General features: G+C 63.4%; 19 protein-coding genes. 11 read left to right on the forward strand and 8 right to left on the reverse strand.

What is annotated here, in order from left to right; all coding sequences use genetic code 11:
- Window positions 1–27 precede the first annotated feature (27 nt).
- From FCU66_RS24080 to folE, 3 genes are all read right to left on the reverse strand, one after another.
- The gene (locus FCU66_RS24080) at window positions 28–999 is read right to left on the reverse strand and encodes a patatin family protein (protein ID WP_136619481.1); all 972 of its coding nucleotides are present in this window, start codon (window positions 997–999) and stop codon (window positions 28–30) included.
- A gap of 84 nt (window positions 1,000–1,083) precedes the next feature.
- Entirely contained in the window at window positions 1,084–1,545 is a 462-nt protein-coding gene (gene hisI / locus FCU66_RS24085; RefSeq protein ID WP_136619482.1) for a phosphoribosyl-AMP cyclohydrolase, read from the reverse strand.
- 36 nt (window positions 1,546–1,581) lie between these two features.
- Window positions 1,582–2,217, reverse strand: a complete 636-nt coding sequence (gene folE / locus FCU66_RS24090) for a GTP cyclohydrolase I FolE (RefSeq protein ID WP_136619483.1) — start codon at window positions 2,215–2,217, stop codon at window positions 1,582–1,584.
- A 240-nt stretch (window positions 2,218–2,457) separates the two neighbouring features.
- Between folE and FCU66_RS24095 the strand changes: the two genes are divergently transcribed.
- Together FCU66_RS24095 and FCU66_RS24100 are read left to right on the forward strand one after the other, a co-directional pair.
- The gene (locus FCU66_RS24095; RefSeq protein WP_136619484.1) at window positions 2,458–2,904 is read left to right on the forward strand and encodes an iron-sulfur cluster assembly scaffold protein; all 447 of its coding nucleotides are present in this window, start codon (window positions 2,458–2,460) and stop codon (window positions 2,902–2,904) included.
- A gap of 86 nt (window positions 2,905–2,990) precedes the next feature.
- Complete coding sequence (locus FCU66_RS24100) at window positions 2,991–3,353, forward strand: cell envelope integrity TolA family protein (RefSeq protein WP_136619485.1); 363 nt, start codon at window positions 2,991–2,993, stop codon at window positions 3,351–3,353.
- 21 nt (window positions 3,354–3,374) lie between these two features.
- Here FCU66_RS24100 and FCU66_RS24105 read toward each other — a convergent pair whose 3' ends face one another.
- Window positions 3,375–4,292: a LysR substrate-binding domain-containing protein gene (locus FCU66_RS24105; RefSeq protein WP_136619486.1), complete on the reverse strand. Its 918-nt coding sequence runs from the start codon at window positions 4,290–4,292 to the stop codon at window positions 3,375–3,377.
- 91 nt (window positions 4,293–4,383) lie between these two features.
- Here FCU66_RS24105 and FCU66_RS24110 point away from each other — a divergent pair, with 91 nt between their 5' ends.
- From FCU66_RS24110 to FCU66_RS24130, 5 genes are all read left to right on the forward strand, one after another.
- Window positions 4,384–4,542 carry a hypothetical protein gene (locus tag FCU66_RS24110; protein ID WP_136619487.1) on the forward strand — a complete coding sequence of 53 codons (159 nt, stop codon included), beginning with the start codon at window positions 4,384–4,386 and terminating at the stop codon, window positions 4,540–4,542.
- A gap of 86 nt (window positions 4,543–4,628) precedes the next feature.
- Window positions 4,629–5,003: a membrane protein insertion efficiency factor YidD gene (yidD, locus tag FCU66_RS24115; RefSeq protein ID WP_136619488.1), complete on the forward strand. Its 375-nt coding sequence runs from the start codon at window positions 4,629–4,631 to the stop codon at window positions 5,001–5,003.
- Window positions 5,004–5,150: 147 nt separating this feature from the next.
- Window positions 5,151–5,978, forward strand: coding sequence for a class D beta-lactamase (gene blaOXA / locus FCU66_RS24120; RefSeq protein ID WP_136619489.1), 828 nt, complete (start codon window positions 5,151–5,153; stop codon window positions 5,976–5,978).
- Window positions 5,979–6,104: 126 nt separating this feature from the next.
- Window positions 6,105–8,081 (forward strand): threonine--tRNA ligase, encoded by a 1,977-nt coding sequence (thrS, locus tag FCU66_RS24125; RefSeq protein WP_136619490.1) that lies wholly within the window; start codon window positions 6,105–6,107, stop codon window positions 8,079–8,081.
- Window positions 8,082–8,165: 84 nt separating this feature from the next.
- Window positions 8,166–9,104: a lysophospholipid acyltransferase family protein gene (locus FCU66_RS24130; RefSeq protein WP_136619491.1), complete on the forward strand. Its 939-nt coding sequence runs from the start codon at window positions 8,166–8,168 to the stop codon at window positions 9,102–9,104.
- A 13-nt stretch (window positions 9,105–9,117) separates the two neighbouring features.
- On the opposite strand, the gene FCU66_RS24135 is transcribed toward FCU66_RS24130, so the two are convergent.
- A complete protein-coding gene (locus tag FCU66_RS24135) occupies window positions 9,118–10,080 on the reverse strand; it encodes a hypothetical protein (RefSeq protein ID WP_136619492.1) in 963 nt (320 codons plus the stop codon).
- A gap of 157 nt (window positions 10,081–10,237) precedes the next feature.
- On the opposite strand from FCU66_RS24135, the gene FCU66_RS24140 reads away from it, so the two are divergent.
- The 3 genes from FCU66_RS24140 to FCU66_RS24150 all read left to right on the forward strand — a co-directional run bounded on the left by FCU66_RS24140 (window position 10,238) and on the right by FCU66_RS24150 (window position 13,490).
- The gene (locus FCU66_RS24140; protein ID WP_136619493.1) at window positions 10,238–10,822 is read left to right on the forward strand and encodes a nitroreductase family protein; all 585 of its coding nucleotides are present in this window, start codon (window positions 10,238–10,240) and stop codon (window positions 10,820–10,822) included.
- Window positions 10,823–11,431: a flavin reductase family protein gene (locus tag FCU66_RS24145; protein WP_136619494.1), complete on the forward strand. Its 609-nt coding sequence runs from the start codon at window positions 10,823–10,825 to the stop codon at window positions 11,429–11,431.
- A 157-nt stretch (window positions 11,432–11,588) separates the two neighbouring features.
- A complete protein-coding gene (locus tag FCU66_RS24150) occupies window positions 11,589–13,490 on the forward strand; it encodes a CASTOR/POLLUX-related putative ion channel (RefSeq protein ID WP_136619495.1) in 1,902 nt (633 codons plus the stop codon).
- Between the two features lie 7 nt (window positions 13,491–13,497).
- On the opposite strand, the gene FCU66_RS24155 is transcribed toward FCU66_RS24150, so the two are convergent.
- A complete protein-coding gene (locus FCU66_RS24155; protein WP_136619496.1) occupies window positions 13,498–14,373 on the reverse strand; it encodes an HpcH/HpaI aldolase/citrate lyase family protein in 876 nt (291 codons plus the stop codon).
- A 3-nt stretch (window positions 14,374–14,376) separates the two neighbouring features.
- Window positions 14,377–14,829, reverse strand: a complete 453-nt coding sequence (locus FCU66_RS24160; RefSeq protein ID WP_136619497.1) for a MaoC family dehydratase — start codon at window positions 14,827–14,829, stop codon at window positions 14,377–14,379.
- Between the two features lie 153 nt (window positions 14,830–14,982).
- On the opposite strand from FCU66_RS24160, the gene FCU66_RS24165 reads away from it, so the two are divergent.
- On the forward strand, window positions 14,983–16,107 hold the full coding sequence (locus FCU66_RS24165) for a DUF2336 domain-containing protein (protein ID WP_136619498.1): 1,125 nt from the start codon (window positions 14,983–14,985) through the stop codon (window positions 16,105–16,107).
- Here FCU66_RS24165 and FCU66_RS24170 read toward each other — a convergent pair.
- Window positions 16,104–18,170 carry an FUSC family protein gene (locus tag FCU66_RS24170; RefSeq protein ID WP_136619499.1) on the reverse strand — a complete coding sequence of 689 codons (2,067 nt, stop codon included), beginning with the start codon at window positions 18,168–18,170 and terminating at the stop codon, window positions 16,104–16,106. The genes FCU66_RS24165 and FCU66_RS24170 overlap by 4 nt on opposite strands.

Here is an 18,170-nt window from a genome sequence, read left to right on the forward strand (position 1 = left end):
TTGTTTTCATGGATCGGGAGAGATGCGTCAGGCGAGAACGGACTGCAGCCGGGTCAGCTCGCCGATCTGGGCCATCGTTGCCTGATAGCCGAGGTTGATCGCCTCGTCGGCGCGATGGAACTCGGTCAGGCCGATATGGCTGAGCTTCGGCTGCAGCGACATGTCGGGCGGATCGCCGGCAAGCCTGGCGCGCGAAATGCGGTCCTGGATGATGTTGAAGGCTTCGACCATGACGCCGGTGATACCGAGCCGCGTCTGATGCGACTGGTGCTCGGCGTCGACCTTGCCGGGCCTTGGTGCGTCCTTTTCGATGACCAGTTCGCCGGCGCTGTGTTTTATCACCGCAGCGCGGCCGAACAGGTCGTAGTGAAGATTGACCGCCACGACGAGCGGCTGCTCATAGGCGCGGCAGACCGAAACCGGCACCGGGTTGACCAGCGCGCCGTCAACCAGCACGCGGCCATTGCAATTCACCGGTTCGAACACGCCGGGCAGCGCATAGGAAGCGCGCATGGCTGTGATCAGCGAGCCGCTCGACAGCCAGATCTCGTGGCCGGTGCGGATTTCGGAGGTGACTGCGACGAACGGCTTAACCAAATCCTCGAAACGAATGCCGGCCATGTGCTCGCGCAGCCGGGCGTCAAGCTTCATGCCGCCGAACAGGCCGTTGCCGCGCAGGTTGAGATCGAGAAGGCCGAAGATGCGTCGCTTGGTCAGGCTGCGGGCGAATTCTTCGAGTTCGTCCAGTTTGCCGGCGAGATAGCAGCCGCCGACCAGCGCGCCGATCGAGGTGCCGGCGATCATCGACACTTCGATGCCGGCTTCGTCGAGCGCGCGCAGCACGCCGATATGCGCCCAGCCGCGGGCGCAACCGCCGCCCAAGGCGAGCGAAATACCTGTTTTCTTCGGAGGGTTCGTTTCGGACGCGCCGCCTGACGAGGAGAGACCGTTGGCCTCCCTGACATCTGATCTGTTACGCAATGACGCCCACTCGAGCATCACGATCTCCCTTGTCCCACGGCTAATGTACAGGCGGGCCGTATCGAAATGATGAATCTGTGTGGTTGGTGTCAGGCAGAAGGTTCAAGCTGATGGTTTCCGATAGGTGTTTTCCGCATCGAACAGCGGTTTGCTGCCGTCGTCGGCAAGCGTCCCCTTGCCATCGATCAGCCCCACCGTCCGATAAAAGCATGAACGCCGGCCGGTGTGACAGGTTGCGTCGTGGCCCAACACTTTGACGTGCAGCCACAATGCATCCTGGTCGCAATCGGTGCGCATCTCGACGACATGCTGAAAATTGCCTGATGTTTCGCCCTTTTTCCAGAGCGCGTTGCGCGAGCGAGACCAGTAGTGGGCGATGCCTGTCTCCAGTGTCAGCGCCAGCGCTTGCGCATTCATGTGCGCAACCATCAACAGCATGCCGTCTTCGGCGTCGGTGACGACGACCGTGACGAGGCCGGCAGGGTCGAAGCGCGGTGAAAACACCGCGCCTTCCTCCAACGCTTTCTTGTCTGACGGAGCTTTTGGAAATTCCAGTGCCGACATCGCCGGTCCTTATTCTTAGTGGCCGGCGAGGGCGATTCAGACCCCGCCGCCGCGCACCATGGTGACGAAACGGACCTGTTCTTCGGGCGTGTCCTTGAAGACGCCGGTGAAGGTCGAGGTCAGCGTGGTGGAACCCTGCTTGCGGATGCCGCGCATGGCCATGCACATGTGCTCGGCCTCGATCATGACGGCGACGCCGCGCGGATTGAGCACGTCCTGGATGACGCCGGCGATCTGCGCCGTCAGGGCCTCCTGGGTCTGCAGGCGGTGGGCAAAGATATCGACCACGCGCGCGATCTTGGACAGGCCGACGACCTTGCCGTCCGGCAGATAGCCGACATGCGCCTTGCCGATGATCGGCACCATGTGGTGCTCGCAATGCGAATGGAATATTATGTCCTTGACGATGACCAGGTCATCGTAGCCGGCGACCTCCTCGAAGGTGCGGCCGAGTTCCTCGGCGGGGCACATGTCGTAGCCGCCGAACATTTCGCGAAAGGCCTTGGCCACCCGCTTTGGCGTGTCGATCAGCCCCTCACGATCCGGATTGTCGCCAGTCCAGCGCAAAAGCGTGCGCACGGCGGCCTCGACTTCGGCTTCGCTCGGCCGGTCGGTAACCGGCTTCTCCATATAGGCTGACTGGGGCATGAGTTTCTTGATGACGGCATCCATAAAAGGCGTCTCCCGTAGTCCCTCTCGGCGGAGGAACGAGTTGAACGGACCACGACCTTTCGGTGTCGGAAACTCGCCCCGTTTCCAGCCCCGTAAGTGGCGTGAACTTCCCGGCAAGGACACTGGCTTTCGTTGTCTTGTCGATACCGGACTGCCAGCATTATATATGGTCATGACGAGCGAAAGGAAGACACGACAGCGGCAATCGCTGTTCGCTTGGCGGCGACGGATTGGAAAATAATGATAAACGACGTCTACAATGCGAAAATTCTCGGTTTTGCCGGAAACATCGCCCGCATCGGCCGTCTCGATCATCCTGACGCGACCGCCAAGGCGCATTCCAAGCTGTGCGGCTCGACCGTCACCGTCGACCTCAAGATGCGCGATGGCGTGATCACAGACTTTGCCCATGACGTGAAGGCCTGCGCGCTCGGCCAGGCGTCATCCTCGATCATGGCGCAGCATGTCGTCGGCGCGAGTGCCGAGGAATTGCGCACGGTGCGCGACACCATGCTGAAGATGCTGAAGGAAAATGGCGCGCCGCCCGACGGTCGCTTCGCCGACCTCAGATATCTGGAGCCGGTGCGCGACTACAAGGCCCGTCATGCCTCGACTATGCTGACTTTCGATGCCGTGGTCGACGCGATCGGCCAGATCGAGAAGAAGCGCGCCGAAGAAGCGGCCTGATGTTGCGATTTGACCGCCAAAGCCTGGTGTTTGCCGGGAGCCTTGCTGGCTCATTTGCGTTGAGCGGGGCCCCGAGCCGGGCGGACGTGGCGGTCGAGCGCGATATCGGCGACTATCTCATGAAGGCAATCCAGCACTGTTGGAACATGCCTGCAAACACCCACAGCATTGCACGCGTCCAGATCAGCCTGAACAAGGACGGGTCACTCGCAGGCCCGCCAAAAATCCTCGGTCCTGTGACGCCGCCGCCGGACAAGGTTGCCGAGTCCGCCGTCCGGGCCATCGCACGCTGCGCGCCATTTCCCAGGCTGACATCATATGCTGCCCACTACGATATGTGGCGCGATGTCATCCTCACATTCAACCCGGGAGAAGACTCACCGGGCGAGCTTCCGGCCGCGGATGCGCTCGACAAACTCTTCGAAAAATACAGCAAGAAGGCAAACTAGCGGGAGCCCGGCCGAAAGGGTTCAAGCCTGAGCTTCCAGCACCCGCCTGCTTTCGGCAAACTCGCCTCTGAGCCAGTCGGCGAACGCGGCGGCCGGCTCCGACAGATCGCGCAAGCTTCTGGCCACCAGCCAATAGGCGCCGGATGCGACGTCGATGTCGAACGGCTTGATCAGCGTGCCGGCTTCGATTTCCCCGCCGATCTGCAAGAGATCGCCAAGCGCCACGCCATGTCCGAGCAGGGCGGCCTGCTTTGAAAGCGACGCGTCCGCCAGCATCGGACCGCGCGCGGGCACGGCGTCGGCTGCCACGCCGGCCGCTTCGAACCAGCGCGCCCAGCCCTGACGGTTCTCCTCGTGCAAAAGCGTGTAGCGACCAAGATCGATCGGTCTCTCGAGGGCAGGGCCAGAAGCTAGCAGCGCCGGCGACAGAACCGGCGAATCGACTGTCGAGGCAAGCCGCTCAGCCTGGCTGCGCGGCCACGAGGTGGCATGCGCGCTGAAGCGCAAGGCGAGTTCGGGCTGATCGCTGCGGAACTCGATCAGCCTTGGGTCGACTTCGAGAGAGACGTCGATATCGGGCCGCAATTGGCGAAATCGATTGAGCCGGGGGACCAGCCATACGGATGCAAGCGACGGCTCGACACTGACGCGAACCACGGACTGCGCCGGCGTCGCCACCAGTTCCCCAAGCAAGGTGTCGATGGCGTCGAAACTTCTGACGAGTTGATCCAGCAGACGCCGGCCGGTGTCGGTCAGTTCGACGCGTCGATGGTGACGTTCGAACAGAGGCTGGCGCAGGAAGGTTTCGAGTTCGCGGATCTGCCTACTGATCGCCGCCTGCGAGACGAAAAGCTCCTCGGCGGCCCGGCTGAAGCTTAGATGCCGGCCCGCTGCCTCGAAGCTCCTCAATGCCGTCAGCGGCAAGCGTCCGCGCTTCATTCGCATAACCCAGGATTATCCGAAGTGGAAATTATACTCGTTTGAAGGCGAAGGCCAGCGGCGGTCTAATCCATGTCAAAGGAGACCGATCATGATCCAGTTGCTGAGCATCTTTGGCGATGTCATGCGGATCGCAACGTTTCAATGGCGCGACGAAAGACAGCGTGAAAAACGCCGCGAAGAGCCGACCTGTCCCGGCCGCTGGGCGCCTTCGGCTGACAGGCAGCCGTTTCGCCGTTTCCGTCCGTGACGGCGGGAGGCGCGCAAGGAGTGGGGATTGCGTTCTCCAGTGGAAGCCCACATCTATCGCCTGGGAAACGCGATACGGAGACTGTGGTGCGCGACCAACACGGGCATGCGCATAGTGCCGGACCGCCAAAGCGCGGCCGCAACTGGCCCGGCCCGTGGCGCAAGACGCCGGGCCGTCTGCTCGGCACGTCGCTCGTGCGCCTTTATCAACTGACGCTGTCCGGCTTTGTCGGCAATTCCTGCCGGCATCTGCCGACCTGTTCGGAATATGCGCATGAGGCGATCGCCCGCCATGGCCTGTGGGCCGGCGGCTGGATGGGATTTTTCCGCGTGCTGCGCTGCGGGCCATTCGGCACGCATGGCATCGACCGCGTGCCGGAAGCCTTGGCGGAGCGCTATGTCTGGTTCACGCCATGGCGGTACTGGCGGATCGGCAGCAAGCGTGGCGAAGCGCAGGGGTGATGGCGCCGGTCAGGTCCCGGCGGCACTGCGCGTTTACGATCTGATAGGGTTAATACAAGCCTGCACAAAGACTGCGCATTTGAGACAAAATCGAGACAAGAGACCTCGCTAAGCCGCTCGCGAACCCCCTTCTGGAGCGAGCAGAAAATGCGCAATTTCGACCGTCTTCCCTTCATCTTTGCCGGGATCCTGTTCCTGCTCGCCTGGCTGCTGGGATTTCCGCTGCGCGCGCAATCGGCGCCGCTGAAGGACGTTCAATGTACGGTGATCGCTGACGCGGCGAGCGGCAAGACGCTTTACCAGGATGGTGTGTGCGATCAGCGGTTCAGCCCGGCTTCGACGTTCAAGGTGCCGCTGTCACTGATCGGCTACGACAGCGGGATCCTGAGCGACGAGCACACGCCGAGCTGGGATTACAAACCTGAATTCAACGCGGTGAAGCGGGATCAGAAGACAGTCGATCCGGTGATCTGGGAGCGGGATTCGATCCTCTGGTTCTCCCGGGAAATCACCCGCCGGCTTGGGCCGCAGAGTTTTGCCGGCTACGTCTCGAAATTCGGCTACGGCAACGCCGATGTTTCCGGCAACCCCGGCAAGAATGACAGTCTGACCCACTCCTGGGTGAATTCCTCGCTCAAGATCACGCCGGTCGAGCAGGTCGATTTCCTGCGCAAGCTGCTGGCCCGCAAGCTGCCGGTCTCGGCCAAGGCTTACGACATGACATCAGCCATCATCCCGACCTTCCAGGCCGGAGGCTGGGCGGTGCAAGGCAAGACCGGCAGCACCAGGCTGCGCAACGACGCCGACAAGGTCCAGGACAAGCGCTCGCTCGGCTGGTTCGTCGGCTGGGCGCAAAAGGATGGCCGCCAGATCGTCTTTGCGCGGCTGGTCGTCGACGCCAACCGCACCGATATGCCTAAGGGCCTCAAGACCCGGGCCGCGTTCCTGAAGGACCTGCCGCTGCTCATCAAATGAAGGGCTGACAGCTGAGCCGGGCTTTACGGCGGCGGAATCTGTCCATAAAAGACAGCCGCCGCCGGACGCATCCGGCTTTTCCCACGACCACCCGCGCTCGTTTGCGGGACTGGATAGGAGATACACGTGCTGAATTCCATTTCCCTGACATTTCCCGACGGTTCCGTTCGCGAATACGACGCGGCGATGACCGGTGCTGGCCTGGCCGAATCGATTTCGAAATCGCTGGCCAAGAAGGCCGTCGCATACGCCATCGACGGGACCGTGCGCGACCTCAGTGACCCGCTTGGCAAATCCGGCAAGGTCGAGATCGTCACTCGCGACGATCCGCGCGCGCTGGAGCTGATCCGCCACGACACCGCACACGTGCTGGCGGAAGCCGTGCAGGAATTGTGGCCGGGAACGCAGGTGACCATCGGGCCGGTGATCGAGAACGGCTTCTATTATGACTTCGCCCGCAACGAGCCGTTCACGCCCGACGATTTTCCGGTGATCGAGAAGAAGATGCGCGAGATCATTGCGCGCAACAAGCCATTCACCAAAGAGGTCTGGTCGCGCGACAAGGCGAAAAAAGTGTTTGCCGACAAGGGCGAGCGCTACAAGCTCGAGCTGATCGACGCCATTCCCGAGGATCAGGATCTCAAGATCTACGCGCAGGGCGACTGGTTCGATCTTTGCCGTGGCCCGCACATGGCCTCGACCGGGCAGATCGGCAACGCCTTCAAATTGATGAAGGTGGCCGGTGCCTATTGGCGCGGCGACTCGAACAACCCGATGCTGACCCGCATCTACGGCACGGCCTGGGCCGACCAGGCGCAGCTTGAAGCCTACCAGACGATGCTGGAGGAGGCCGAGAAGCGCGACCACAGGAAGATCGGCCGCGAGATGGACCTGTTCCATTTCCAGGAAGAGGGGCCTGGCGTCGTCTTCTGGCACGCCAAGGGCTGGAAGATGTTCCAGAACCTGGTCAACTACATGCGCCGCCGCCTCGACGAGCAGGGCTACCAGGAAGTCAACGCGCCGCAGGTTCTCGACAAGAGCCTGTGGGAGACGTCAGGTCACTGGGGCTGGTATCGCGACACCATGTTCAAAGTGACGGTCGCCGGCGACGATACCGATGACGACCGCGTTTTCGCGCTGAAGCCGATGAACTGTCCGGGCCATGTGCAGATTTTCAAGCATGGGTTGAAGTCTTATCGCGATCTTCCCGTAAAACTTGCAGAATTCGGCAATGTTCATCGCTACGAGCCGTCGGGCGCGCTGCACGGGCTGATGCGCGTGCGCGGCTTCACGCAGGACGATGCGCACATCTTCTGCACCGAGGAACAGCTGGCGTCGGAGTGCTTGCGCATCAACGACCTGATCCTGTCGACCTATGCCGATTTCGGTTTTGAAGAAGTCAGCGTCAAGCTTTCAACGCGGCCGGACAAACGCGTCGGCACCGACGAGGCGTGGGATCACGCCGAGGCGATCATGGGCAATGTGCTGGAGACGATCAAGGCAAGGTCCGGCAATCGGATCAAGACCTCGATCAATCCGGGCGAGGGCGCCTTCTACGGGCCGAAATTCGAGTATGTGCTCAAGGATGCCATCGGCCGCGAATGGCAGTGCGGCACGACGCAGGTCGACTTCAACCTGCCGGAACGCTTTGGCGCCTTCTATATCGGCTCGGATTCCGAGAAGAAGCAGCCAGTGATGGTGCACCGCGCCATCTGCGGCTCGATGGAGCGCTTCCTCGGCATCCTGATCGAGCACTATTCCGGCCACTTCCCGCTGTGGTTCGCGCCGCTGCAGGTGGTGGTGGCGACGATCACGTCCGATGCCGACGGCTATGCGACCGAGGTGGTGGCAAAGCTGAAGGCCGCAGGCCTGTTGGCGGAAGCAGACCTGCGCAACGAGAAGATCAACTACAAGGTCCGCGAGCACAGCCTGGCCAAGGTTCCGGTCATCCTCGTCTGCGGCAAGCGCGAGGCGGAGGAGCAGACAGTCAACATGCGCCGGCTGGGCTCACGCGACCAGGAATCGCTTGGCCTTGACCAGGCGATCGCGCAGTTGACCGAAGAAGCTGTTAAACCCGACCGCCGGCGCAAGCGCGCGGCCTGATCTGCACAGTGTCGACCAAATGGCGGTGGAGCGATCCACCGCCATTTTCATATCCCTGTCACGCCGACCTTGTAACGAGCCCCTATGCTCAAGCTGAAATTGCGCGAACGACCCTTTCCCGAGCTTTCCTATGCCAATCCGCGCCAGCCGGCGCTGACGCGCTGGTTCATTCATTCGGTCGAAGGCCTGTCGGGCCGTGACCGCTACACCGCGCTCTATGATTTCTGGCGCCGCCAGGTCGTGCCGACCGGCGAACGCGTGTTCAGCCGCATGCTCGACCTGATCGACGTGCGGGTGCGGACATCAGATCAATGGCCGCCCGCGCAATTGCCGGATACGCCGCTGGTGATCGTCGCCAATCATCCGTTCGGCATTGGCGACGGCATTGCCGTGCTGTCGTTGGTCGAGCAGCTCGGGCGGCCGTTCCGGGTGATGATCCACAAGGACCTGCTCAAGATCCGCGAGATGGAGCCTTACTCGCTGCCGATCGACTTTTCCGAGACCAAGGACGCGCTCAAGAACAACATGGCCGTGCGCCATGAAGCGGTGCGGCTGCTGAAAGAGGGCGTCACCATCGTGGTGTTCCCGGCCGGCGGCGTCGCCACCGCGCCGAAGGGCTTTGGTCGGGCGCGCGACTTGCCGTGGAAGATGTTTCCGGCCCGTCTTGTCCAGGACGCGAGGGCGTCGGTCATCCCGATGCATTTTTCCGGTCAGAACGGCAGGCTGTTCCACCTGGTCAGCGGGCCGATGAACATGGCAGAGCGCGACGGCCGGGTGGCGAAATTCGTCGGCAAGGCCTCGCTGACGCTGCGCACGTCGCTGCTCATCCACGAATTCGCGCGACTGTCCGGCAAGGCGATCGACGTGCGCGTCGGCGATGTGCTGAGCTGGAGCGAACTGGAGCCATTGCGTGACCGCAAGGCATTGCTCGACCGCCTTTATCGCGGCGTGTTCGACCTGGCGCCAGTCGTGGCGCGCCGCCGCATTCCGTTCCTACCGGCGCGGACCAAACTGGCAGCTTGAAGTCGGAGGAAGGTCAGTCCGCGCCTTCTTCGGGGTCTATCGCCGCGGCCTCGGTGGCCAGAACCTCGATCTCCTGGTTCTGGCCGGCAACGACCGTAAAATCCTTCTGGTAGATGCGGTCGCGGTTCTTCGCGATGATGGTGTAGTCGCCCTCGGCCAACACCATCGAGGCGAAGGCGCCGACGGTTTCCTTGATCGGATCGCCGGATTCGTTGAGCAGCGACCAGGACGTGTCGGCGATCGCCTCGCCACCGGTTTCGCGCACCAGCTTCATCGTGATCTCGGCAGCGTGGTGCTCGACGGTCGCTTCGGTCAGCTTGCCGGCCTCGACACGGATGTCGGAGCGGATGACCGCATTGACCGCGCCATAGGTCGAGACGACATGGTAGATGCCGGCGTTGAGCCGCACGACACTGTTGGGCTCGACGTCGGGAATGATCAGCGCGCGGTCGCCATTGGCCTCGGCGGTGCCCTCGTAGATCGAAAAGCGCAGTTTCTTCGGCGGAATGCGCACGCCGCCGGACAGCACGGCGTCGAGCTTGAGGCCGCCGGCGTCGAGCACGAGGCTTTCGCGCTTGGCATCCTTGCCGACAGTGATGCGCTTGGTGGCGCCGGCCCGGCCGTAGGAGGCATGAACCAGATAGCTGCCGGGTTCGAGCTGGAAGACGGCGGTGCCGCCATGGGAGGAAGCGACCATCGGCAATTTGCCGTTGACGGCTTCGGGCTTGAAGACGCGCCAGACGATGCCGCGCGTGATGTCGGAACCCTTGTCGGTCAATTGGGCGGACAGTGTGATGGCACCGCCGCCGCTCAGCGCCAGTGACGTCTCGCCTTTCGGCGTCGCATAGCTCGAAATTCCCGGAAGCTTCAGGTCGCTGACACCGTCGACGTTCTGCGCCATGGCGAACGAAACCGGCGCCATGAACAGCAGGGCGCCGAGCCAGACCAGGAAAAGACGGACAGTCCCCTCAAACATGCCTTGCGTTGAAGCCCATGGCGGTGGCAATTTCAAGGCTTAAGAGTCCGATCAGTAGGACTCTTCCGTCCGGCGTATCCCGCGCCAATGCCCGAGCCGCCCGAATTCCCGATGGTGCGCTTCAGCTCAAAACAGAATGTCTAGGAGACTTGCGCCCATGGCGTCGCCGATCATCGATTTCCTGCTGACCCGAAACTCCGCACCGATCCCTGATCTGAAGGAACCGGCGCCGAGCGATGCGGAGATCGCGACGATGATCGCCGCTGCCTCCAGGGTGCCCGACCATGGCCGATTGGAGCCCTGGCGCTTCATTGTCTACCGTGGCGAAGCGCGTGTCGAGATCGGCAGACAATTGGCGGTGCTTGCCGAGCAGCGGGAGGGGCCATTACCGGAAGGCCGCCGCAACCAGGAACTGGCGCGGTTCGCGCGCGCGCCGCTGGTCATCGGCGTCGTATCTATCCCCAGGGAGAATCCAAAAATCCCGCAATGGGAAATGTTCCTGTCGGGCGGCATGGCGGCGATGAACCTGATGATAGCAGCCAACGCGCTGGGCTATGGCACCAACATGATCAGCAACTGGTATTCGGATGTGCCGGAGGGCAGGGCGCTGCTGGGGCTGGCGCCGCAGGAGCGGGTCATCGGCTTCATCCATATCGGCTCCTATGCCGGCCCGGCGCCGGAGCGGCCCCGGCCTGATCCGACAAAGCTTTACGGCGACTATGCCGGGCCGTGGGTGGGCTGAATGTTCTACGAACCTTCAAAGGGCCACGGCCTGCCGCACGACCCTTCGAAGGCGATCGTGGCGCCGCGTCCGATCGGCTGGATTTCGACGCTGAACAGGGCTGGTGAGATCAACCTCGCTCCGTATTCTTTCTTCAATGCCGTCTCGACGCGACCCTTCATCGTCTGGTTTTCTTCCGAAGGCGAGAAGGACAGCGCCTCCTTTGCCCAGGAAACCGGCGAGTTCGTCGCCAATCTCGTCAGCCGCGACCTCGCGGAGAAGATGAACCGCACATCGGTCAACGCACCGCGCGGCGTCAATGAGTTCGTTTATGCCGACCTTGCCATGGCGCCGTCGCGCCTGGTCGCGCCGCCGCGCGTGGCGGCAGCGCCAGCAGCGCTCGAATGCCGGGTGACGGAGGTCTTTCGGCCAAAGGCGCTGGACGGATCGCCGACAAGTGCTGTCGTCGTTGCCGGCGAAGTGGTCGGCGTATACATCGACGACGCCTTTCTGACAGACGGTCTGTTCGACATCACCAAAGCCGGCAATGTCGCCCGACTCGGCTATATGGACTATGCCAGCGTCGACGAGGTGTTTTCGATGCGCCGGCCACGTTGGGACAAGGACTAACCCTGAGGTTCGGCCGCCGTCCGCCGCGTCGGCGGATTCCATAGCCGTGAGCACGCGAAAGCGATTCCCCTTTATCTGAACACACGCTAAGAGAGCGGCTTCGGCGATGCGTTGGGGTTGCGCATCGACCTTGGGGACATTGCGGGGCGCGGGCGACATGAAGAAACGAGACTCGCTGGGAACCCGGCTGCGCTACGGGTTCGACAAGAGCATGGCCGCCGGCCCGATCGCGCTGATCGGCTGGCTCGCCGTCGCTTCCCTGCTGATCATCATCGCCGCCGCGGCTTTCCTTGCGGTGACCCGCATCGCGCCGGAAGGCGGCGAGCCGCTGAACTTTGTCGAGGCGTTCTGGGAATCGCTGATGCGCACGCTCGATTCCGGCACGATGGGCGGTGACACCGGCTGGGCCTTCCGTCTCGTCATGCTGTTTGTCACGCTTGCAGGCATCTTCGTCGTGTCGGCCCTCATCGGCGTGCTCAGCGCCGGCGTCGACAGCAAGCTCGACGAACTGCGCAAGGGCCGTTCGCGGGTGCTGGAGACCGATCACACCATCATCCTCAACTGGTCGCCGTCGATCTTCGACGTCATCTCCGAACTCGTCATTGCCAATGCCAGCCGCCGCCGTCCGCGCATCGTCGTCATGGCCAATATGGACAAGGTCGAGATGGAGGACGAGATCGCGGCCAAGGTCGGCAAACTGGGCAACACGCGCATCATCTGCCGCAGCGGCGACCCGACCGATCTCTATGATCTGGTCATCGTTAATCCGCAGACCTCGCGGTCGGTCATCGTGCTGTCGCCGGACGGCGACGATCCGGATTCGCAGGTTATCAAGACGGTGCTGGCGCTGGTCAACGATCCGAACCGGCGCACCGCCCCCTACAACATCGCCGCCGAGATTCGCGATGGCAAGAACGCCGAGGTCGCCCGCGTCGTCGGCGGAGCCGAGGTGCAACTCGTGCTGGCCGACCAGCTCATCTCGCGCATCGTCGTGCATTCGAGCCGGCAGTCAGGTCTCAGCGGCGTCTATTCGGAGCTGCTCGATTTCGACGGCTGTGAAATCTACACGACCGAGCAGCCGGATCTCGCCGGCAAGACCTTCGGCGAGGCGGTGATGGCGTATGAGCACTGCGCGCTGATCGGGCTTTGCGACCGCAACGGGCGCGTCAATCTCAACCCACCTTCGGACCTGGTGATCGGCAAGGACATGCGCGCCATTCTCATCGCCGAGGACGATGCCGCGATAAAGCTGGGAAGCACTGGTATCAAGATCGACGCGGCGGCGATCCTTGGCCCGCGGTCCATCGAGGCGAAGCCGGAGCGCACGCTGATCCTCGGTTGGAACCGGCGCGGTCCGATCATCACCTATGAACTGTCGCGCTACGTCGCGCCTGGTTCGATCCTGACCATCGCCGCCGATACATCAGGCCTCGAGCAGGAAGTTGCCGGACTGCCGGTCGTCGGCGACAATCTGGCGGTGTCCTGCCGCGTCACCGACACGTCGAGCAGCACCGCGCTGGCAAGCCTGGACGTGCCTTCCTACGACCACGTGCTCGTTCTCGGCTACAGCGAAACCATGGCAGCGCAACCCGCCGATACGCGCACGCTGGTGACGCTGCTGCATCTGCGCAAGATCGCCGATGATGCCGGCATGCACATCAGCATCGTCAGCGAGATGATCGACGTGCGCAACCGGGAGCTTGCGGCCGTGACCAAGGCCGATGATTTCGTCGTCAGCAACAGGCTGGTCAGCCTGATGCTGGCGCAGTCGTCCGAAAATCAGTACCTCGCCGCGATCTTCGATGACCTGCTCGACGAGAAGGGTTCTGAAATCTACATGCGCCCGGTCGCCGACTATGTCGCCATCGACCAGCCGGTGACCTTCTGGACGATCGCGGAATCGGCACGGCTGCGCGGCGAAATCGCCATAGGCTACCGGCGCATCCGCGCCGGAGAGGCCGACCAGCGGGCGCTGGGCGGCGTCACCGTAAACCCGCTGAAGTCGGAAGCGCTCGCCTATCTGCCGGAGGACCGGATCATCGTGCTGGCGCGGGACTGAGTAGCCACTAGATCCCCGCTGCCCTGGCGCGCGCCAGCAGCCGTTCGGCCAGTCGTAGATGCGGGCGGTCGTACATCTTGCCGTCGATGCCGACGACGCCGGGATTTCCCGCTGCCGCGAACGCGGCGACGATTGCCGCCGATTGTCTCACCGCCTCGGCCGACGGTGTGAAGGCAGCGTTGATGACCGGCACCTGATCGGGGTGGATCGCCATCTTGCCGGTGAAGCCATCGCGCTCGGCCTCGGTGCATTCCGCTTCGAAGGCCGCCATGTCGCGAAAATTCGGAAAGACGGTGTCGATCGCCGCGACCTCCGCCGCACCAGCGGCGAGGATTGTCATGGTGCGAGCGTGACGGAACACGTCCGTGTAGCGGCCATGCTCGTCGCGGGCCGTGCGCGCGCCGATCGCCGCCGACAGGTCTTCCGCGCCCCAGGTGAGACCGGCAAGCCGCGCGCTCGTCCCGGCATAGGTCGCCGCCGCCAGCACGCCGGCCGGCGTTTCAGTGATGATCGGCAGGATCTTGATCGCGCCGTCGGCCAGGCCGTTTTCAGCCTCGCGCACCCTGAGCTTTGCCGACAGGTGCTGCACATCCTGGCCGCTGTTCGACTTGGGCAGCATGATGCCGTCGGGCATGGCTGAAACGAGCGCCGCCAGATCGTCATCCGTCAGCCCCGTCGACAGGTCGTTGACCCTGACATAGATCGCCGAGCTGGTTTGCGCCCTGCGCTCGGCGATGAAGCGCGCCGCCACCTCGCGCGCGAGCGCCTTGTTGTGCGGCGCCACGGAATCTTCAAGGTCGACGATGACCACGTCGGCGCCGGCACCAAAACCCTTTTCCAGTTTCCTCTCGGAATCGCCGGGGACGAACAGCAGCGAACGCATGCGTCAGATCGCCTTCTTCAGCATCATCGCTTGCCTGGTGCATTTGGCGACGAGATCGCCATGCTGGTTGTAGGCGCGATGCTCGAATTCAACGATGCCGCGATCGGGTTTCGACCTGGACTCCCGCACCGAGATGACTGTCGTCTCGACCCGGATGGTGTCGCCATGGAAGACCGGATGCGGAAACACGGTTTCCTTCATGCCGAGATTGGCCACCGTGGTGCCGACGGTGATGTCATTGACCGAAATGCCGATCATCAGGCCGAGCGTGAACAGCGAATTGACCAGCGGCTTGCCCCATTCGCTCTTGGCGGCAAAATCGAAATCGATGTGCAGTGGCTGCGGGTTCAGCGTCATCGCCGAAAACAGCATGTTGTCGCTTTCGGTGACGGTCTTGCGCAGCGTGTGCTGGAAGACGTGGCCGACGACGAACTCTTCGAGATAAAGCCCGGCCATTTTCTGTCTCCTCCACTGTTTGACGGTTGATAGGCGCTGCATTCAGGGCTCGCAAGCCAGTTAATGAACATGGTGAACCGTTCGTAAACCATTTCTGCCTACCGTCCTGACCGGGGCCAGGAACCTTCTGGCAAGGGGCGTAAGCAGACGGGCATGGTTGTTGTTTCGCATTTCCTGAAATGGATCTACACGGCCAGGGTGTCGGAGCGCGCCGCCGCGGCCAGTGCATTGGCCCGAGCCTATGTCAATTCCGACCTGCCATTCGAGGACCGTTGCGCGGCCGAGGCGGCGCTGACGCTGCTGCTCGACGATGCCTCGTCGAAGGTGCGCCTGGCGATGGCCGAGGCGTTGTCGATGAGCCACCACGCGCCATTGCAGATCATCAGCGTGCTTGCCTCCGACCAGCCGGAAGTCGCCGGCGTGGTGCTGGCGCGCTCGCCGCTTCTCACCGACGCCGATCTGATCAAAGGCGTGGCCTCAAGTCCGAAGGCGACGCAAAAACTGATCGCCGACCGGCCGCTCGTCTCGATGGCGCTGTCGGCGGCCATCGCCGAGATCGGCGAGGCGGAGGCCTGCGCCGTGCTGCTCGCCAACAGCGGCGCCGACATCGCTTCGCTCAGTTTCCGCCGCATGGCCGAACGGCACGGGCATCTGCCCCTGGTGCGCGAGGCGCTGATATCGGATGCCCGCCTGCCTGCCGACTGCCGGCATATGCTGCTCGTCAAGCTCGGCGAGATGCTGAAAACATCGCCACTGGTGATGGCATTGATGGGCGCGGCGCGAGCCGACCGCGTCATGCGCGACGCCTGCGTCAAGGCTTCGGTGACGCTGATCGAGGGCACGCGCCAGGAAGAACATGCGGCGCTGATCGAGCATCTCAGGCTGCGTGGCGATCTCACCGCGAGCTTCCTCATCCGCACCATCGCTCATGGCAAGGTCGATTTCTTCGGTTCGGCGCTGGTCGCGCTCAGTCAGCAGTCCGAACAAAGGGTTAGGGCGCTGCTGGCTGGCGGCCACGATGTAGCGCTGCAGGCTTTGTTCCGCAGCGCCGGCCTCGCCGCCGCCACGCACGCCATCATCCTGCGCGCGCTGAAGATCTGGCGCGAGGTCGCCAACGGCAAGCGTGTCGCCGGTGTGCAGGAAGTCAGCTGGCTGATGCTCAAGGAAGTGGGTGGGCAATCCGCCGAAGGCGATCTCGCCGCGCTGGTCAAGTCGATCCATCTCGATGCGCTGCGCGAGAACGCGCGGGATCACGCGCTGGCGATAGCGGCGGCCTAACCTTTATCCCTCGCGAAGAAATCCGGAAAATCCTCCATCGCGGCGGCGATGATGCGCAGCGATGCCGCGATCTGCAGCATCTCGCCGGTGCCGTTTCGTTGGGCGATACCAGCCGCATATTGACGAGCGACGGCGACGGTCGAGGTCTGGGGATCACCGGGGGCGCGGAAGAGCAGTTCGCGCGCCAGCCCTCTTAGAAAGTTGGCAATCGAAAGCGCGGTCTCGGAGGGGATGGCATGGCCCTGGCTTGCGTCGCGCAGCCGCAGGATCTCCAGGCCGACCGTGACGGCCGCGACGCCGCCGCCCAGAACCGCATCACCCTTCCTGCCGGCGTTCTGCACCAGCGGCATCAGCTGGTTGATGCGGTCATAGGCGAGGCTCTCGAAGGCCGAGCGCCTCGGCACGCGTTCATGCAGGCAAAGCCGCGCCAGATCCTCGCGCATGGCGCGCACGATGCGGTTGGCCGCGAGCCATGGATCGGCGGGCAGCACGACGATGAAGACACCGATCGCCAGCAGGATGCCGACCAGGATCGACGCCGAACCGGCAAAGAAGGGCCCGGGATCGTAGGTCATCGCCTGATGCGGACTGAGGAAGGCGAGGAAGTTGATGGCGAAGGCCGTCGCCACGCCGACATAGCGCGGATTGGCCATGGCCAGCGCCGTCGGCACCAGGATAGGCACGACAAACAGCATGAACCAGCCGAAGCCGGGCAAAGCGGGCAGCGCGACCTGGCCGACGAGAAAGGCAAAGGGCAGCGCCAGCAGCGTTCCCTTGAAGAAGCCCCAGGCCACCTGTACGGGGTCGGGGCGAGCGGCAAACAGGCTTGATACGACGGCAACGAGAATGACCGTGCCGGCCGCTTCCGACCATTTCGTCGTCAGCCAGAAGGCCGCGACCAGCAGCGTGGCAAGGGCAGCGCGGACAGCATTGCGCGATGCTCCGGGGTAATCGCGATGTACCACCAGCGCAGGCTGCCTGCTGCCCCGGACCGGGCGCGTGGCAGGCGCGCGCAAGGCGTCGAGGCCGCGCAGCACCTGCTTGAGCGCCTCGGCGAAATCGGCGGCGATGGTGAGGCGGGTGATGGTGCCGACCCTGTCGTCACCCTGGTCGGTCGAGGCATCGGGCATTTGCCGGGCCTTGGCCGAGATGGTGTCGAGCCGCGCCACCCAGGGTGCGGTGTCATCCAGCGCGCCTGACTTGGCCGCCAGTTCGCTGACAAGGGTCTGCAACTCTGAGCGCACCGGAATAAGTGCGGCGTTCTTCGGGGCGGCGTGCGAATGCAGCGCGCGTGCCGCCGAGAGCGCCGAGAGCAGCTGTCCTATGGTGCGTCGAACCGGATAGGCGCGCGGTGCAAAGCTCGGCGCTTCGAGCCTGGCATAGGCGCGCATCTCGCCAAGCGTCTGGGTGTCGGCGACGAGCTTTCGGTGCAGGCCCGACAGCGTTGCCGGATCGCCGCCGGAGAATGCACCGCCCGCGTACGTCGCGAGATCGAGAATGCAGCGTTTCAGGCGCGAGATGATGGCGTCGCTGGCCAATTTCGGCAGGATCAGCCGGCTGGTCAGGCCGGCGCAGACAATGCCGAGCACGATCTCGGCACAGCGTGCGACGGCGAGGTCGACGACAAGGTGCGGTTGTCCGAAGGCGGGCAGGCCGATGATCATCGCGGTGTAACCGGCAAGGGCGGCACCATAGGCTTCGGGATTGCGCAGCAGCGACGAGACAAAGGTGCAAATGCCGATCCAGACGGCAAGCACCGTCACGAGCACCCAGGGGCCGGTGCCGAAAACGGTGGTGATGCCGATCGCCGCGACGCCGCCGGCCAGCGTGCCGAGCAGCCGGTAGAAGCCTTTTGCTAGCACCATGCCGGCAACAGGCTGGGCGACGATGAACACCGTCATCATGGCCCATTGCGGGTGGTCGAGCTTCAGCGCATAGGCGACCAGCAGCGCGATCAGGCCGGCCGAAACGGTGCGCAGCGCGAAAATCCAGTCCGAACGCGTCGGTTGCGTCAACCCGGCCAAACTCGACTCGAAAAAGCCTTTCAGTCGCACCCAGGTCAC

This window comes from Mesorhizobium norvegicum (genome assembly GCF_004919685.1).
GTDB classification, from domain to species: Bacteria; Pseudomonadota; Alphaproteobacteria; order Rhizobiales; family Rhizobiaceae; genus Mesorhizobium; species Mesorhizobium norvegicum.

What these genes read in the sequence shown, in the direction of transcription:
- FCU66_RS24080 (WP_136619481.1), bottom strand. Translation starts at nt 999, where the DNA reads ATGCTCGAGTGGGCGTCATTGCGTAACAGATCAGATGTCAGGGAGGCC.
- hisI (WP_136619482.1), bottom strand. Translation starts at nt 1,545, where the DNA reads ATGTCGGCACTGGAATTTCCAAAAGCTCCGTCAGACAAGAAAGCGTTG.
- folE (WP_136619483.1), bottom strand. Translation starts at nt 2,217, where the DNA reads ATGGATGCCGTCATCAAGAAACTCATGCCCCAGTCAGCCTATATGGAG.
- FCU66_RS24095 (WP_136619484.1), top strand. Translation starts at nt 2,458, where the DNA reads ATGATAAACGACGTCTACAATGCGAAAATTCTCGGTTTTGCCGGAAAC.
- FCU66_RS24105 (WP_136619486.1), bottom strand. Translation starts at nt 4,292, where the DNA reads ATGAAGCGCGGACGCTTGCCGCTGACGGCATTGAGGAGCTTCGAGGCA.
- FCU66_RS24110 (WP_136619487.1), top strand. Translation starts at nt 4,384, where the DNA reads ATGATCCAGTTGCTGAGCATCTTTGGCGATGTCATGCGGATCGCAACG.
- blaOXA (WP_136619489.1), top strand. Translation starts at nt 5,151, where the DNA reads ATGCGCAATTTCGACCGTCTTCCCTTCATCTTTGCCGGGATCCTGTTC.
- FCU66_RS24130 (WP_136619491.1), top strand. Translation starts at nt 8,166, where the DNA reads ATGCTCAAGCTGAAATTGCGCGAACGACCCTTTCCCGAGCTTTCCTAT.
- FCU66_RS24135 (WP_136619492.1), bottom strand. Translation starts at nt 10,080, where the DNA reads ATGTTTGAGGGGACTGTCCGTCTTTTCCTGGTCTGGCTCGGCGCCCTG.
- FCU66_RS24140 (WP_136619493.1), top strand. Translation starts at nt 10,238, where the DNA reads ATGGCGTCGCCGATCATCGATTTCCTGCTGACCCGAAACTCCGCACCG.
- FCU66_RS24145 (WP_136619494.1), top strand. Translation starts at nt 10,823, where the DNA reads ATGTTCTACGAACCTTCAAAGGGCCACGGCCTGCCGCACGACCCTTCG.
- FCU66_RS24150 (WP_136619495.1), top strand. Translation starts at nt 11,589, where the DNA reads ATGAAGAAACGAGACTCGCTGGGAACCCGGCTGCGCTACGGGTTCGAC.
- FCU66_RS24155 (WP_136619496.1), bottom strand. Translation starts at nt 14,373, where the DNA reads ATGCGTTCGCTGCTGTTCGTCCCCGGCGATTCCGAGAGGAAACTGGAA.
- FCU66_RS24160 (WP_136619497.1), bottom strand. Translation starts at nt 14,829, where the DNA reads ATGGCCGGGCTTTATCTCGAAGAGTTCGTCGTCGGCCACGTCTTCCAG.
- FCU66_RS24165 (WP_136619498.1), top strand. Translation starts at nt 14,983, where the DNA reads ATGGTTGTTGTTTCGCATTTCCTGAAATGGATCTACACGGCCAGGGTG.